This is a genomic window from Peribacillus sp. FSL R5-0717 (assembly GCF_038002945.1).
GTDB lineage: Bacteria > Bacillota > Bacilli > Bacillales > DSM-1321 > Peribacillus > Peribacillus frigoritolerans.
The window spans coordinates 3,185,532-3,202,331 of the sequence record NZ_JBBOOF010000001.1; the positions used below are offsets into that span (position 1 = coordinate 3,185,532).

A 16,800-nucleotide genomic window follows, 5' to 3' on the forward strand; every position below is an offset into this window, starting at 1 on the left:
CCTTTTTTTAATGGTTTTCGAGGGGGGAATAAGTGGAGGGTAAAATGTGACAGACGTGGAGTCGTGAAGATGGAAAAGTAACTATTAAACCAAAAAAATCACATTTGCTGGTCCTTTATTCTTATTGATGTTATTTAATCTAACATTTTTTCTGAAAAATACAAAAATTAAGTTGAATTATTAGAAAATTAAATATATGATAAAAAATATAACACAATAGTGTTAATAAACATAACATAAATAAAAAAGGGGGAAAAACAGTATGCAAATGGCAGATTCGGTATTCATGTTTTTGGCGACGATGATGGTTTGGCTAATGACACCAGGGATTGCCCTATTTTATGGAGGGATGGTAAAAAGTAAAAATGTCTTGAATACGGCAATGCATAGTTATATGCCTCTGGCTGTCATTTCTATTCTTTGGGTGCTGATTGGGTATTCATTATCATTTTCACCTGGTAATTCACTTCTGGGCGGTCTGGACTGGGTTGGTTTAAAGGATGTGGGTTTTGCACCTGGACCTTACAGTGAAACAATTCCCCATAGTTTGTTCATGTTATTCCAAATGACTTTTGCCGTTTTAACGGTCTCGATCATTGCTGGTGGCATTGCCGAGCGGATGAAGTTTTCAGCATTCCTGATTTTTACGATCCTATGGTCTTTATTCGTATATGCTCCCGTTGCACACTGGGTATGGGGTGGAGGCTGGTTAGCGGAACTGGGTACACTTGACTTTGCAGGTGGCAACGTTGTTCATATATCTTCAGGGGTTGCAGGTTTGGTATTGGCAATCATGTTAGGTAAAAGGAAAGAGTCGGGGGACAGTGCGCCGCATAATCTTCCTTTAACATTTCTTGGAGGATCATTAATTTGGTTCGGTTGGTACGGCTTCAACGTCGGAAGCGCACTGACAATCAATGGAGTGGCGATGAATGTATTCGTTAATACAGCTGTTGCAGCAGCTGCTGGTATCATTGGATGGCTGATCGTCGAATATATGGCTAATAAAAAGGCAACATTGCTGGGTGCAGTATCCGGAGCCATTTCTGGTTTGGTGGCCATTACACCCGCTTGCGGATTCGTAACGCCCGCATCATCAATCATCATCGGTGTCATCGGCGGTGCCGTTTGTTTCTGGGGCGTATTCTTCCTGAAGAATAAACTGGGTTACGACGATGCGCTTGATGCTTTCGGATTACATGGGATCGGCGGGACTTGGGGTGGCATCGCTACAGGTTTGTTCGCGACAACTTCCGTAAACGAAAGCGGTGCAAATGGTTTATTCTATGGAGATTTCAACTTGTTGTGGAAGCAGCTTGTAGCGATCATTGCGACCTATATCTTCGTTGCCGTGGTCACTTATATCGTTGCTAAAGCCATTAACCTTTTCGTACCGTTGCGTGTCAGTGAAGAAGATGAGTCAATGGGGCTTGATCTTACACTTCATGGAGAAAAAGCTTATCACGAATCAATCTAAAAGGAGGGGCACATATGTCCGGGATTTTAACGAAAATAGAAATCATTACACGTCCTATCCAATTTGAACAATTCAAAGCGGAACTTGCGAAAATAGGGGTAAGCGGAATGACGGTATCGGAAGTAAAAGGAACGGGTCTTCAGAAAAGTTATGTGGAAACATATAGAGGCAGAAATCGTGAAATGTCATTGCATGATCGAATGAAAATCGAAATCGTCGTGTGTGAAGTGCCAGTTCAGGATGTTGTGGATGTAGCAAGGAAATTCTTGAGTACCGGTAAACCGGGAGACGGTAAAATCTTCATACATGAATTGGCGAATGTTGTGAATATCCGTACCGGTAAAGAAGGTCATGATGCGTTAAAGAATGACATCTGATGCTGTGATCAATTCCGCCGGATACAGAAGATAAAAGAAAGGGAGCTGAAAATGGGGAGACTGGTCCGAATTGTTAATGCAAAAAAACAGAAGATCGTTAATACGCTCATTTCAGAGGATGTATATCAACCTGATGACCGACCCTTTTTATTGGAATTGCCACTGAAAAATTTAGAAGAGATGTTATCACTCCGATTAAAATCCCCGTTTCAAAATCCCCCTTCAAAAAAATAACCTTTCAGCCGTTATCCTAGGGGAGAGCGGCTTTTTTGTTTGATGTCCGCTGGATTTTGATATTTAAATGTTTGTATAATAAGGAAACTTTTTTCTTGAATCCCCCATGGAAATCGGGGAGCATTCCAACTATAATGAATAAGGACATAAATTTAAATACGATTTTTTTGCTTTTTTCGACGCTTTTCGCTTAGTTACTTCAATTTTTCTTTAATTTTCCGAAAAGTGAATTCAAAAAAATGTAAGTTTACCAAAAAACTATGAATTACTTCATGAATGCCCTGCTTAAAAATAGGGGAATTATTAATATGTTCTTTTAAGAGGTGAAAGGAAATGGATCAATTTACGGTCGAATCCGTTTTAAATATCATCAGGGAGTTTGTACCGAAGGATGCTTCAATTTCTGTGGCTGATTCCGAAAAATACATTTATTATCAACCGAGCAAACAAGTGGACTTAAGAATAAAACCAGGTGATTTAATCAGTGAAAATACGGCGACATATAAAGCGCTGAGCATCCGTAAAAAAATAGGGGTGCAAGTTGAAAGTAATGTATTTGGCGTACCTTACTATGGGCTGAGTGTGCCTATCATGGACGAGGGCAACCCTTTAGGGGCGGTAACGGCCATCTTGCCGTCAAAGCCATTGATTTTACCGACATCATTCCTGACCATTAAAACAGATGATCGCTGGATACCGCTTCCATACGATGAAATTATGTATTTGGAAGCTCAAAATAGGAAAACTAAAATTCAGTCCGAACGTGTGAGTGGATTTCATAAAATGAATTTAAGTGAATTGGAATTCATTTTACCTAGTGATTTATTCATTCGTGTGCACCGTTCGTACATCGTCAATATCAACTATATACAAGAGATCCTCCCTGATTTCCATTCTACATTTTTATTGATAATGAAAGACAACTCCAAAATCCAGGTCAGTCAAACATATGCAAGTCAATTCAGGAGGGCTTTGGGGTTTTAGTGATTCTCCTTTGTGTGAAAGAAATGCTGGTTTATGCCCAATTTAAGGCTTTTCATTCGAAAATGAATGTGACGATTACACAGGATTGGTAAAATTAAGTGTAAGAAAAGCGAAAAATGGGGGTCTTTTGTATGAACGAAAGCGTTTTCAAAAAAATTCGCAACGAACAATTTAAGGGGAAAGTAGTTACAGCGGAAGAAGCAGCATCATGGATTAAAAATGGGATGAAACTCGGTATGAGTGGATTTACCCGTGCTGGTGATGCTAAAGTTATTCCGATGGCTCTAGTTGAAAGAGCTAAAACTGAAAAATTCAAAGTTGACGTTTATACTGGTGCCTCATTAGGACCGGAAGTCGACCAACATATGGCGGAAGCAGGTATCATAAATAAACGTTTGCCGTTCCAAGCGGATAAAGGCATTCGCAATAAAATCAATGCTGATGAAGTAACTTATGTGGATCAGCATTTGTCTCATACGGCTGAACAAGTTCGTCAAGGCATTGTCGGACCAATCGATTTTGCAATCATCGAAGCATTGGCGATTACGGAAGATGGATTGATCATCCCGACAACTTCTGTAGGCAACTCAGCCATATTCGTTCAAGAAGCTAAACATGTGATCATTGAATTGAACGTATCCCATCCAGAAGGATTGGAAGGGATGCATGATATATATACACCGGCTAAACAAGGGGAACGCGAACCGATTCCTATGACTAAAGCAAGTGATCGCCTAGGATCGATCGGCATTGCGGTTGATCCTGAAAAAGTAATGGGAATCGTCGTTTCTACAGATCTGGATGCACCTTCCACAATCGTGCCGCCGGATGAAGAAACTGCAACAATCGCCAACCACCTCATTAACTTCCTTCGTGGAGAAATAAAGGCTGGCCGTTTAACTGAAAGCCTTGCTCCGCTTCAGTCGGGTGTAGGTTCAGTGGCAAATGCAGTATTCGCTGGCTTCCTTGATTCTGAATTCAAAGATTTGGAAGTTTATTCAGAAGTCCTGCAAGATGCGGTATTTGATCTGATCGATGCTGGAAAGGTTAAATTCGCTTCAGGGTGTTCGATTACATTAGCTGAAGAAAAAGGGAAACAAGTTTACGGTGAGCTTGAAAAATACCGTGATAAGCTAGTTCTTCGTCCACAAGAAATATCTAATCATCCTGAAATCATCCGTCGTTTGGGCTTGATTTCAATCAATACAGCGTTAGAGTGTGATATCTATGGTAACGTAAACTCGACACATGTTTCTGGGACAAGAATGATGAATGGAATTGGCGGATCAGGAGATTTTGCCCGTAATTCACGCCTAGGAATATTCGTAACGAAATCATATGCAAAAGGCGGCAAAATTTCCAGTATCGTTCCTTTCGTTTCTCATGTGGATCATACTGAACATGATGTGGACGTATTAGTGACAGAGCAAGGGATCGCTGATTTACGTGGCTTGGCACCAAAAGAGCGCGTAGAGTTAATCATAGAAAACTGTGCTCATCCTGATTACCGACCACAGCTACGTGCATACTTCACTGAAGCTGTTGCGCAAACGGGCGGGCATCAAACTCCGCACATTCTTGAAAAAGCATTTTCATGGCATACGAACCTAGCTAAAAACGGTACGATGCTTGAAGCGGTTCTTCAAGATCAAAAATAAGACTCAAAACCCCGCCGATAAAAAGCGGGGTTTTTTATTGGGTCCGTGTCCGATATAGGTGAAAACCAATGAATCTTTCGTCACATCAATGGAATATTGAAAGGTAAATAGATTATTTCTCCTAAGTAATTTGTATGGTGTTTCCTATTGATTCTTTTTCCTGCCACAAATAACAGATTTAAAGTGTAAAATGATGCTTAACCATCAAAAAGTTAGGGAACTGTATCTTTAGGCTTTTTTCAATTATTTTTATATATAATTATTCATCCAAGTTATAGAAATATGGTAAACTGCTAACAATGAATGATTATCATACATAGGATTTTTCGCATTTATGATGTTGTTTCCTTAGAAATAGGGAGTTAAATAGAATTGCTTATAGTGGAGGAGATAATTTGTTCAAGCAAAAACTGCATTTTTGGACGTTAGAGTTATTACTATTGTCTTTACTTTTTTATGTTGGTACAAAGATTTCTTTTCTTTTTGAACCAATAGTCATTTTTACATCTACATTGTTCTTTCCAATCTTGATATCGGGTTTTCTCTACTTCCTATTCAATCCCACTGTTGATTTCCTCGTTAAAAGAAGAGTGCCAAGGGGATTGGCGATTTTATTGCTTTACGTATTTTTCCTTGGGTTGATTAGTTTACTGGTCGGTCTGGTTGGCCCGTCACTTTCCAAACAGGTTACGGATTTACTCAATAACCTTCCGGATTATTTCAATCAAACAAGGAAGTTCATTGAAGACTCAGCGGAGTCAAAATGGTTTTTATGGACGGTGGAACAAGATTATGTACCTCTGCAAGAAGTAGGGGATTCGCTGCAAAAATATTTGACGAACTTACCTAGTAATATAACGAACAGTTTAACTTCCGTTTTCAGCGTGGTGACGAATATCACTTTAGTTGTCGTAACGGTTCCTTTCATCCTGTTTTATATGTTGAAGGATGGGGATAAGCTTCCGGCCGCCATTATGAAATTCGTACCGGTTCGCTATAGAAAACCAGCTTTAACAGTTCTTCAGGAAACTGGCGGGACGCTTACTACATACATACAAGGGCAGATGCTTGTTTGCATGTTTGTCGGGATCGGAACGTTCATCGGATATCTAATCATTGGGTTGCCTTATGCGTTCTTATTCGCGCTGATTGGCGCTGTAACCAATATCATTCCATATGTAGGTCCGTTTATCGGAGCCGCTCCTGCCGTCATTGTGGCGTTGATCCATTCACCGACAGAGGCATTATTGGTCATTCTGGTTGTAACGGTCATTCAGCAATTGGATGGTAATTTCATTTCACCGTTAGTCATCGGGAAGAAATTGAACACACATCCGCTTACCATCATAATCCTATTGCTTGTCGCCGGAAACATTGCCGGTATCATCGGCATGATTTTGGCGGTTCCGACTTACTCTGTTGTTAAAACGATCGTATTGAATATCGTAAAATTCATTAGGATCCGAAAAGAGGAAAAGCTTGAAGAAGATATATTGGAATGAAAAAACGGGTCAGACTCAATTGAGTCGGGCCCGTTTTCTTATTGTGGTAAATAGGTCACAAACCTAAGGAAATATATTTTACTTCCAGGAATTCTTCGATGCCCTGGTGTCCGCCTTCACGGCCGAGTCCGCTTTGCTTGAATCCGCCGAATGGAGCTTGCGGAACGGAAGGAAGTCCATCGTTCAAGCCAACAATACCGAATTCAAGTGCCTCGGTGAATTTGATGCCCTTTGTGATGTTTTCAGTGAAGACGTAAGCTGCCAAACCGAAGATGGAGTCATTTGCCCTCTTGATTGCCTCTTCATCAGTCTTAAAGGAGGCAATGGGAGCTAGTGGACCAAATGTTTCTTCCTTCATGCAGAGCATGCTGTCATCAATGTTGGACAATACGGTCGGTTCAAGAAACAGGCCGCTTATTGATTTACCGCCAGCTTCGAGCTTAGCGCCGCTGCTGATTGCTTCATCAATTTGTTTTTGAACCTTATCCACTGCATTTTGATCGATAAGCGGACCGATATCGACGCCATCTTCCAGTCCATTTCCTACCTTTAGTTCCTTGACTTTGGCAACGAGCTTTTCGATGAAGGCCTCTTGAATGGCTTCGTGGACATAAATGCGATTTGAACAGACGCATGTTTGTCCTGCGTTACGGAATTTTGAACTGATGATGCCATCAACCGCTTTATTAAGGTCGGCATCCTCAAGAACGATTGCTGGTGCATGACCTCCGAGTTCTAGCGAGATTTTCTTTACCGTGTCTGCGGAGCCCCTCATCAGGGTTTTGCCGACTTCTGTAGAACCGGTAAACGTCAATTTACGAACCCTCGTATCTTGAAGCCAAGTTTCGCCGATTTCTGAGGATTTTCCTGTCACGACGTTGATGACTCCTTTTGGGATGCCAGCTTCTTCGGCTAATTCAGCCATTTTTAAAGCTGTTATGGGAGTCAGGTTTGCCGGTTTAATGACGACTGTGCAGCCGACGGCAAGCGCTGGTGCCACTTTTCTTGTAATCATGGCAGCAGGAAAGTTCCAAGGCGTAATGACAGCTACAACTCCGACAGGCTGTTTAGTCACGAAAAGCCGCTTATTGGACACGGAAGCAGGAATCGTTTCGCCGTACACCCTTTTTCCTTCTTCGGCAAACCAAGATAAAAAGCCATTGGCATATATCATTTCACCAAGAGCTTCTTTAAGGGGCTTTCCTTGCTCTTCAGTCATGATCTTTGCCAGTTCTTCTTTATGATCATCAATCAATCGATGCCATTTCCAAATTAGTTCAGCACGTTCGTAGACTGAGAGTGCAGCCCAGCCCGTAAAGGCTTCATATGCGGCATCTGCAGCCTTCGCCGCTTCAGTTGCACCGCCTTTAGGAACGGTGGCAACTACTTCATCCGTTGCCGGGTTTCTCACTTCAATTTTATCCAATCCAAAATCCGACCACTCACCGTTAATAAATAATCCGTAATCCTTCATGATAAAACCTCCTAATTTGGTTAAATCCATCAAACTACTAAACTTCTAACTTTATACTTTTACCTGTTACATAAAAGTATAAACACTTTTCAGTGATTCTGAAATTTATTTGATTGGCTATTTATAGGAAAATGGCTTTTCATTGCTATAAAGGGAGGAATACACAAAAAAAAGAGGTGCAAGCTGCACACCTCTTCATTCAAGGTTCGATTATTTTTCCGATGAAACAGCCACTTCATTCATATCATCTGAGATGGCTTGGTTTGGATTGAATTCACCTTCTGATTTAGAAATGACCACCGTAGCGACACTGTTACCGATTAGATTGGTGATGGCGCGTGCTTCTGACATGAAGCGGTCGACTCCAAGCAGTAATGCCATTCCTTCAACTGGAATCATTGGGAAGGCAGCTAATGTTGCAGCAAGTGTGATGAAACCGGATCCCGTTACACCGGCAGCACCTTTGGATGTTAACATCAAGATTCCTAGAAGGGTCAATTCCTGCCAGATGCTTAAATCGACACCATAGGCTTGGGCGATGAAAATCGCAGCCATGGATAAGTAGATGGAAGTGCCATCAAGGTTGAAAGAATAACCGGTTGGGACAACCAAACCGACTACCGATTTTGAGCAACCGTATTTTTCGAGTTTTTTCATCACGCTTGGCAGGGCGGATTCCGATGAAGAGGTTCCTAAAACTAAGAGGATCTCTTCTTTTATATAGGCAATGAACTTGAAAATATTAAAGCCATACATTTTTGCAATCGAGCCAAGGATAAGAACGATGAAAAGTGCCATTGTGATATAAACACTGCCCATTAATTGTCCTAACGAGGATAAAGAACCAAGGCCAAACTTACCGATTGTATAAGCCATTGCTCCAAATGCGGCCAATGGAGAAACTTTCATGATCATACCGACGATGCCGAAGAAAATGTCGGCAATATGCTGAAAGAAAGAAACGACTGGCTGCACTCTCGGTCCCATTGCTGCCATCGATAATCCGAATAATACGGCAAAGAATAGAATAGGGAGTAAGTCTCCGCCAGCCAGTGCGGCAACGGCATTATCAGGAATGATATTAGAAATGAAAGCAACGGCGCCATGTTCCGTTTCGGAAGCGGCTGTCGTATATTGTGATACATCTCCGCCCTCGACTGAATCGATGTTAAAGCCTTTACCAGGTCCCAGCAGATTGACCACGATGATTCCGATGGCAAGTGCGAAAGTGGTAACGATTTCAAAATAAAGCAGGGCCTTTCCGCCGATGCGGCCAACCTTTTTCATATCACCCATACCGCCGATTCCGATTACGACGGTTAAGAAGATGATTGGTGCGATGACCATTTTAATCATTTTAATAAATAAATCAGCCAATATCTTTAGTTGTTCACCGAAAGCAGGGAAGAAGAAACCGACTGTTATACCCAGAATGATACCGATGATGACCTGAACTGTTAAATTTTTTAATATTTTCAAGGGGCATTCTCCTTTGTTATATGATAGCGCTTTCTTAACTTGATAATAGTGTAACAGAAGAAAGAATCAGAATATTCTTTTGGTGATATTGTTTTCTTTTTGTTCTTTTTGGTCTTGGGGATTTTGAATAACCGAAGAGGAATTAAAAGTGAAGATCAGGATATAAAGAGATTACTAAGCAGTAAAAAATACCGGTGGAGCACCGGTATTGGCGAAAATCAATTTTCAAATGGTTTTATTAGTGCATATAGGGTTCCAATCACAGGAAGTTTCAAACCGACCTTGTCGGCTAGGCGCAGTGCACCGCCCTGTAAATGTTCCACTTCGAGGGTTAGGCCCTTCCGGCGGTCCTGGTGCATCGAAGAGGTGGATTCATCAGGTAAGCCTGCCATGTTTTCCAACGCTTGAGCAATATTCTCCACAGTAATTCCGACGTCATAAGCATTTGCAAGCTCCTTCATTTCAACAAGGACCTTTTCTAGCAATCCATTGGTTTCCGGGTATCTTCGTATCGTGCCGATAGGGAGGTTCGATGCTGTTGTCACACCGGAAAACGCGGTGATGAACATGTATTTGATCCACATCCTGATCAATATGTTTTCCGTTCTGCTTACCTTCATGATAGCTGATCCCGCCGCCTGTTCGAATTCATCACATATCTTTTTTTGTGACGGATGAAGCGGGCCATAGATTAAATCGTGATTTTCATTGGAGTGAATGACATGCCCTTTTTCATCAAGGGTGGCGATGATGAAGGCACTTCCTCCTAAGACGGCTTCATCGCCCAGCGCCTCCTGTAAAATGGATATATGCTCCAATCCATTCAAAAGCGGGAGAACCTTTGCGCCCTTTTCAACAAGCACCTTTAAATCTGTAAGGGTGCCTTGCAGATGCTGGCCTTTTACGGCGAGAATCACGAGGTCGACCTTTTCGATGTCATTTACATTCTCTGTGATATGAAGGACGTTGAATTGGTGGTTTCCATGTGGGCTGGTTATGCTGATCCCGTTTTCCTTCAATTGTTTGGCGCGTTTTTTTCGGACAAGGTATTGAACATCCTGTCCGGCCTGCTGCAACCTGCCCCCAAAGTAGGAGCCCAGTGCCCCGGCCCCTATAATGACAATATTCAAAGCGTACACCTCTCTTTTGATTAAGATGTACTAATCATAACATTGACTGAAATTTCAGTAAATATTTCCGTTTGAAGGTCAACTGGTTGTTTAGATGTTTGTAAGAATGGGAAAAACAAAAGACCAGCCTGAAAGGTTTCAGGCTGGTGCTTATCATTATTTATAGATTTTTACTTTAACGGTTTTTCTGCCCCAATTGATAGCTTTTGAGTGAGAAGAGTAGAAGACGTCAATTTTATTCCCTTTGATTGCGCCGCCTTTATCTGCCGCAATGGCATCCCCGTATCCTTCTACATGAACTTTTGTTCCTAGTGGAATGACCTTAGGGTCGACCGAGATGGCTTTTACGTTAGGGTTTTTCTTTAAGTTAAGACCAGATGCTGTAATCCCGCTGCAGCCTTTGCAGTTCGCAGTGTAAGCTGTTGCCTTCACCGTGATCGTTTTATATTTCTTGGATGATGATGATGTTTTTGCTTTAGCTTTAGGTTTAGCAGAGGTTGATGTTTTCTTGACCTTTAAAACTTGTTTTGGATGGATGTTATCTTTTTTCAGGTTGTTCCAACTTTTGAGTTGATTGACTGTTATATTATGTTTATTGGCGATACCCCATAGTGTGTCGCCGCTTTTAACTTTGTATGTAGTAGTAGCAGCCGATGAAACTCCGGAAAAACTAAATACCAAAAAGAAAGCAGTGAATAGTGGAAGTAGTATTTTTTTCAAAATGAATAGTCTCCTTTGTTTTAAATCGTAGACTTAGAATAACAGGTCTTTATGACAATAATGTTTCGGTGAAATAGTAATTGTGTTACAAAAAGGTATCCCTTGATAAATAAATGTAATATAAACTAGGTCAAAAGTACTTATCTAATTAATGTAAATATATTATTTATTATGTCAGTATAAGCGTGTTTTTGTTAAATAGTGTTGATGTAATGGCGTATCCTGTTTAATGAGGTAATATATGGATGTGAAATACCTGGTTTTAAAGTCCTGTATATTTTGTAAAAAAACAACGTAATATTAGGCGATTGAATGCTGTTTATTTTAGTAGGAGAGGATATTCGGAACATGAAAAAAGCCGACATCTATGTGATGCCGGCTCAAACTGTAGACAAAATCGATGAAAATCGAGTTTGTCTAATTTTTTTGAGAGCTTGTTAAAATTCGAACATTGATTTCCACTCCAGGCACTCGATTTCCGCGGGCGGTCCGGGAGCCTCCTCGGCGCCTTTGCGCCTGTGCGGTCTCCCTTGGACGCGCTTTTCCCGCAGGAGTCTCGCACCTTTCGTTTCAATCAACTTTGTTTTTAAAATGTAGATAGACTTCCTTTTGTCTATATGTGATGCAGGCTTTTTTCATGATTTGGATTAATGTAAAACAAATTCAGAAGCGAAATCGACCAGCATTTTTTGATAGACTGCTACTGATTCAAGATTGACGCATTCCCTATCTCCATGCCAGTTCTCGCCTTTTGGTCCGAATTCAATCGCTGGGATATCATATGCCGCAAAAAAGACGGTATCTGCGGAGCCATGTTGTCCGAAAATGACAGCGCCTTGCTTGGTGTTTCTTTCGATAATCGGTCGGAGCAAAGTGATGAATGGGTCTGACTCTTCGGTTTTTACAGGTTTACTGTACATATTAAGATGAACATTTTTTCCTGTCACACTTTCGATCTGAGCAATGATATCTTCCATTGTTTGCGTAGGAAGATAACGAATATCAAGACTTAGCAAACAAGCATCCGGTACCTTATTATAGACATCCCCGCCTTTTATTTTTGCTAGGTTAAGTGAAGGGGAAGAATAAAGGGGAGTATGATCCCGGGTGAATGGAAGTTCCTTTATTTTTTGATAGAGATCATAGGCCTTTTCAATTGCATTCACGCCTTCCCATGGACGGCTTCCGTGTGCAGATTTGCCGGATACTTCAATATCGAGACGAAGGGCACCCTTTGCCTGTAGTCCGATTCCCAATTGCGTCGGTTCAGCACAAATTACAAAGTCTCCCCGATAACCATGTTTCGCTAAATATCCGGAACAGTTCAACCCGCCAATCTCTTCATCCGATACGATCTGTAGCTGGATTTTTAAACCTAAGTCCTTATCTTTCAGTTCGGTAAATGCACACATCATCCCTGCAACTCCAGCTTTCATATCGGCAGTTCCGCGTCCATATAAATTTCCTTCATGAACCTCAGGGAAAAATTGATCCGGCGTACCGCTGACAACATCGACATGGCCATTCCAAATTAGGGTTTTATCTCCGCTGCCAATCTCGCTAACAAGCATTTTATAACCGTTATTTACGATTACATTCACGGTAAGTCCTTGATCTTTAAGCCAGTCCGCACAGTAATCAACCGCTTGGTTGGCTCCTTCTTTCGATGAACTGTCGATGGATACTAAATCTTTAAGTAACTCGATGAGCAAAAAGAAAACCTCCTAAAAATATGCATACTACTATTATATATACCCTTTCTGAGTAAGGGTTAACTCGAAAATATTTTCCTGTTAAATAACGTTTAGCATTTTCATCCCCTGGGGTATGTAAAGGGGGAGCGACAATTTACATTCTTTAAGGAGGATGATAGATATGGATAAACGTATAATTGGTGTATATGAAACTGGAGAAGAAGCCATAAAGGCTGTTGAGTCATTACAGGCCCAAGGGTATAATCGTGAAGATATTTCAGTGGTAGCTAAAGATAAAGAAGAATTAAATGCAGTGAATGAAGAAACGGGTACAAAAGTTGAAGAGGGGCTCGCAGCTGGTGCGGCGACTGGAGGCATTTTGGGCGGTGCTGCCGGATTATTGGCAGGTGTGGGTGCGTTGGCGATTCCGGGAATCGGGCCGGTACTGGCTGCTGGACCGCTTGCTGCAACATTAGCCGGAGCGGCTGTAGGCGCTGGAACAGGAGGATTGGCCGGTACATTAATCGGAATGGGCATACCTGAAGACGAGGCGAATCGTTATGAAGCGGATGTAAAGAGCGGCAAATTGCTTGTATTAGTCGATTCGGATGCTAGAAAATCCAGTTCTTCTTACTCGGGAATAACCGAAACCGATGAAACGCTGACGAATGGCAGAAGAACTCTATAAGGCGTACTTTTAAAAAGGACGGATCCCTTAGGGGGCCGTCCTTTTTTTGATTAGAATGTGAATTTCTTTATTTCTTTGTGCATTTCCTGGGATAGGGCATCCAATTCACTAGCCAGGGCATTTAATTGTTCCATGGAAGCATTCGTTTGTTCTGCGGAAGCTGATACTTCTTCAGTTCCTGCCGCAGTTTCCTGACTGATTGAATTTAATTTTTCTGCATTGCCCGCCATCCGTGTGACCTCGTTTACCATATCGTTCATCATTTCTTTTATTTCGTCAAAATTGCTGAATGTGGTCGTGATGATGGATGCAATGTGACTGAAAGCATTTTCCGTATCCGTTACAGAAGTATCCTGAAGATGGATTTTTTGATTGACTTGACCAATCAAATGAACGGTATTGGTTGTATCTGTTTGCATGGCTTGAAATTTCTTTCAGTGATTTTTCCGTTTGTTCGGCCAATTTCTTCACTTTATCGGCAACAACTGCAAACCCTTTTCCGTGTTCACCAGCCCTCGCTGCTTCGATGGCAGCATTCAGGGCGAGTAAACTCGTTTGTCCTGCAATCCCGCTTATGGTTTTTACGATCGCACTGATATCATTGGATCGTGCATCCAATGATTTGACTGCCGTGCTCATCTTATTGGATATCTGGGACGTTTCATTTCATAAGTACTCATGATAGGATACTTACTGATTCTATCCAATTGATTTTCCGTTTTATGAAAGAAGATTTCGAAAGAATCGTTCATTGACTTGGCTTGCTCTTCCGTCGTTCCGGTAAGTTCCTTGGTCATCAACTCGATACTATTTTTATAGCTCATGTAAGAGATGGCCATTCCGCTTATCATGATCAAAGCCAAAAAAGGAATCAATATTTGTTTTTTTAGCGAATTAAAATACCAGTCTGTCAGTCTTTTCATCTGTAAAATTCTCCTTATATACTTCTAATTAATTTTGACTTCTATTTGATATTTCGGTCTTCTTTCGCTTTTTTTGAAGGGGCAAGTTAGAAAATTCCAATATTAATTTTGTCGTGAAGTGCAAAGGTGGGAAGGGGGTGGAATATAGTGGATAAAAAAAGAGCTGACTGCCATGGTCAACTCTTTCATTCATTTAATACTATTCGAATTGGATACTTTTTGTCCTGTCCATATACCATGTGTAAAACTCGTCTGCATATTCAACGGATACATCTTGGAGCTTTGTATGGTGTACAGGCTTGGAGCGGTTGATCGTTTCAATTGTGGCAAGCCCGAAAAACTTTTGCAGCTTCGAACGTTCCACCTCAATTTGAATGACCTTGCTTCTTTTGGTAATGAATAGTGATGTTTCCAAACTTCCGGATTTGAACTGAATGAACTCATCATTTAACAAGTAACGGCTATTTTTGTAATCCATTATTCTCAATGTATAAATGAGGACGAGTAGAATCAGCGAGATATACCATAGGGAGGGTTTGAAATAATAAATCGCCAATGTTGTGAGAATCCAGAAAAAGCTAGGCCGCAGCATTCGGATTTTGAAGGCCTGTTTCGATAGTGACCTCATTGATCGTTCCACTTTGTAAGCGGGTAAAATCTCTTCTACCATCCCATATGCCCGTTCAATTGATAAAAAGGGATAGAGGGTGTTCGTTTCCAGCTCTTCATCACCGGTGCTTCCTGCACTGATCAGTTTCACTTCTGCCAACCCCAGCACTCTTTTAATGATTGATTGGGTGATTTCGACTGCTTGTACTTTTTCTTTCCGAATGGAAAAAGCGGATTCGTCCAGTACACCTTTCTTGATATATATGCGCTCGTGATCGGATGAAATTTCATATTTTCCATATTTAACGAATGTGGAAACGATTCCGAAGGCAACGGCGACACATATGAGGCCTGCAATAACGATGGTAATGATCCACCATGTATCCAATAACTTGGCAAGAAACCCTTCGGTGTTCTCCAAATCAATAAAATCATCGAGTGTATTATATAACGTAGCCAATATCGGGATAAGAGCCAGGAAACTGAGTGATGTAAAGGAAGCTTTCAGCACATCATGTTTGCTAGGAGTGAAATGGATCGTTTTTTCAATGGCTGGTTCCATATCCTCAGCAATTCGTTCTTCGGAAATATCCGCTTCAATAACCGGAAGTTCTTGTTTTGAAGCATATTCCCCCTCAAGCCTTTCGGCCTCTTTTCGGGAAATAATCTCGAAAGGTACGCTACCCTGATCACCAGTCATTCCCGTTTCGAATGTTAAAGAGGTCAATCTGAAAATCTTATGAAATAACGTCGTGCGTTGCTGGACATTCTGAACCTTATGAAGCGGGACAGTTCGATACGATTTTGAGATAAGCCCTGAAGTAATGTATAAGGTACCATCTTTGATTTGGTATTTGTATGTATACCATTTAAGGATGACAGAAATGACTTTCCAAACCAGATAAACTAGAAAGCCAATTTGGAGTAATTTCATATACATCTTTTCAGAACCGAAATTAAGGATATAAAGCATGATTATGAAAAACACATTTCCTTTCAGCAATTTCCAAAATTCGAAAGGGATTTTGATAGGGTGTAATCGTTTTGCGTGTTCTTCCATCATTAATCCACTTCCTTAATTTTTGCGAAATGGGCAATTTTATCTCGTAATTCATACGCCTCTTTCTCGGAAATGGCCGGTATGTCATGAGAGTCGCCCATTGTTCCGATGCTTAGGGAATAAAGGTTGTATTTTCGCAAAAACGGTCCTTGGTTCAATTTGACGGATTGAACCTTCGTCATCGGAATGAGTTCATGCGTTTCACTCCAGGCTCCACGTTTTGTTTGAATGAATTCTTCGTTCACGTCGTAACGCCAATACTTTTGCAAAAGTATCGGTTCAATGAAGATGGACCAGATAGCATGGAAAAAAGATAATACGATAAGTCCGTTTAAAATCCATCCAATCCATTCTTTCCAAGTGAAATAATCATCAACAAATAATAGGATGCCAAGGACGGCGAGGATAATGAGATTGGTAATGGCTTCAGTCATCCGCCACACCTTCACTGATTCTTTGGATATTTTCTTCGTTGGTGGCTGTATCTTGGAATACATATATTCACTCCTTACTATGTCTTTATATTTATACGGATTATCTTGCAAAAAAGTTCCCTATGATAGGTATATGTATAGAAATTATGCAGCCCATGCCATGGAGTGGCGGGCGAATAATCCTGCAGTTTCCCGAGTATGTATAAATAAGGAGTTTTCCAGTGGATCTTTTCTTTTTATATGACCGAAAAATGGACAAGATAAAGTGGTGAGTTTCTAGAGTGGGAGTGATAGGTTTGACGTATAAAAGGAAGTTGAGTTTTATATTCTTCCTGTTTTTGATTTGTTTTTTTAATG

16 protein-coding genes are annotated in these 16,800 nt (G+C 41.0%); 6 read left to right on the forward strand and 10 right to left on the reverse strand.

Translation table 11 applies throughout. The annotated features are described in order from the left end of the window. Positions 1-262 precede the first annotated feature (262 nt). The 5 genes from NYE65_RS15480 (at position 263) to NYE65_RS15500 (ending at position 6,232) form a co-directional block, all read left to right on the forward strand. Positions 263-1,477, forward strand: a complete 1,215-nt coding sequence (locus NYE65_RS15480) for an ammonium transporter (protein ID WP_230134450.1) — start codon at positions 263-265, stop codon at positions 1,475-1,477. Between the two features lie 14 nt (positions 1,478-1,491). Further along, positions 1,492-1,854, forward strand: coding sequence for a P-II family nitrogen regulator (locus tag NYE65_RS15485; RefSeq protein ID WP_057278589.1), 363 nt, complete (start codon positions 1,492-1,494; stop codon positions 1,852-1,854). Positions 1,855-2,421: 567 nt separating this feature from the next. Continuing rightward, positions 2,422-3,072, forward strand: coding sequence for a LytTR family DNA-binding domain-containing protein (locus tag NYE65_RS15490; protein ID WP_057278591.1), 651 nt, complete (start codon positions 2,422-2,424; stop codon positions 3,070-3,072). A 131-nt stretch (positions 3,073-3,203) separates the two neighbouring features. Next, entirely contained in the window at positions 3,204-4,730 is a 1,527-nt protein-coding gene (locus NYE65_RS15495; RefSeq protein ID WP_034305854.1) for an acetyl-CoA hydrolase/transferase family protein, read from the forward strand. 395 nt (positions 4,731-5,125) lie between these two features. Next, a complete protein-coding gene (locus tag NYE65_RS15500; protein WP_063577452.1) occupies positions 5,126-6,232 on the forward strand; it encodes an AI-2E family transporter in 1,107 nt (368 codons plus the stop codon). Positions 6,233-6,287: 55 nt separating this feature from the next. Here NYE65_RS15500 and NYE65_RS15505 read toward each other — a convergent pair whose 3' ends face one another. The 5 genes from NYE65_RS15505 to NYE65_RS15525 form a co-directional block, all read right to left on the reverse strand. After that, positions 6,288-7,706 (reverse strand): NAD-dependent succinate-semialdehyde dehydrogenase, encoded by a 1,419-nt coding sequence (locus NYE65_RS15505; RefSeq protein WP_340861191.1) that lies wholly within the window; start codon positions 7,704-7,706, stop codon positions 6,288-6,290. A 210-nt stretch (positions 7,707-7,916) separates the two neighbouring features. Next, the gene (locus NYE65_RS15510) at positions 7,917-9,185 is read right to left on the reverse strand and encodes a dicarboxylate/amino acid:cation symporter (RefSeq protein WP_057278594.1); all 1,269 of its coding nucleotides are present in this window, start codon (positions 9,183-9,185) and stop codon (positions 7,917-7,919) included. 218 nt (positions 9,186-9,403) lie between these two features. Continuing rightward, the gene (locus tag NYE65_RS15515) at positions 9,404-10,324 is read right to left on the reverse strand and encodes a ketopantoate reductase family protein (RefSeq protein WP_340861192.1); all 921 of its coding nucleotides are present in this window, start codon (positions 10,322-10,324) and stop codon (positions 9,404-9,406) included. Between the two features lie 147 nt (positions 10,325-10,471). Beyond that, the gene (locus NYE65_RS15520; RefSeq protein ID WP_063577450.1) at positions 10,472-11,035 is read right to left on the reverse strand and encodes a 3D domain-containing protein; all 564 of its coding nucleotides are present in this window, start codon (positions 11,033-11,035) and stop codon (positions 10,472-10,474) included. Positions 11,036-11,682: 647 nt separating this feature from the next. Next, on the reverse strand, positions 11,683-12,747 hold the full coding sequence (locus tag NYE65_RS15525; protein WP_340861193.1) for a M20 family metallopeptidase: 1,065 nt from the start codon (positions 12,745-12,747) through the stop codon (positions 11,683-11,685). Positions 12,748-12,910: 163 nt separating this feature from the next. Between NYE65_RS15525 and NYE65_RS15530 the strand changes: the two genes are divergently transcribed. Beyond that, on the forward strand, positions 12,911-13,417 hold the full coding sequence (locus tag NYE65_RS15530; protein WP_048685038.1) for a general stress protein: 507 nt from the start codon (positions 12,911-12,913) through the stop codon (positions 13,415-13,417). Positions 13,418-13,467: 50 nt separating this feature from the next. Here NYE65_RS15530 and NYE65_RS15535 read toward each other — a convergent pair whose 3' ends face one another. From NYE65_RS15535 to NYE65_RS15555, 5 genes are all read right to left on the reverse strand, one after another. Next, positions 13,468-13,680 carry a hypothetical protein gene (locus NYE65_RS15535; RefSeq protein WP_340861194.1) on the reverse strand — a complete coding sequence of 71 codons (213 nt, stop codon included), beginning with the start codon at positions 13,678-13,680 and terminating at the stop codon, positions 13,468-13,470. A gap of 13 nt (positions 13,681-13,693) precedes the next feature. Then, the gene (locus NYE65_RS15540; protein ID WP_340861195.1) at positions 13,694-14,056 is read right to left on the reverse strand and encodes a methyl-accepting chemotaxis protein; all 363 of its coding nucleotides are present in this window, start codon (positions 14,054-14,056) and stop codon (positions 13,694-13,696) included. Continuing rightward, positions 14,053-14,340, reverse strand: coding sequence for a hypothetical protein (locus tag NYE65_RS15545; RefSeq protein ID WP_340861196.1), 288 nt, complete (start codon positions 14,338-14,340; stop codon positions 14,053-14,055). The genes NYE65_RS15540 and NYE65_RS15545 overlap by 4 nt, the downstream gene beginning before the upstream one ends. 199 nt (positions 14,341-14,539) lie before the next feature. Then, complete coding sequence (locus tag NYE65_RS15550; RefSeq protein ID WP_340861197.1) at positions 14,540-16,012, reverse strand: PH domain-containing protein; 1,473 nt, start codon at positions 16,010-16,012, stop codon at positions 14,540-14,542. Then, positions 16,012-16,506 carry a PH domain-containing protein gene (locus tag NYE65_RS15555; RefSeq protein WP_340861198.1) on the reverse strand — a complete coding sequence of 165 codons (495 nt, stop codon included), beginning with the start codon at positions 16,504-16,506 and terminating at the stop codon, positions 16,012-16,014. The genes NYE65_RS15550 and NYE65_RS15555 overlap by 1 nt, the downstream gene beginning before the upstream one ends. Positions 16,507-16,800 lie beyond the last annotated feature (294 nt).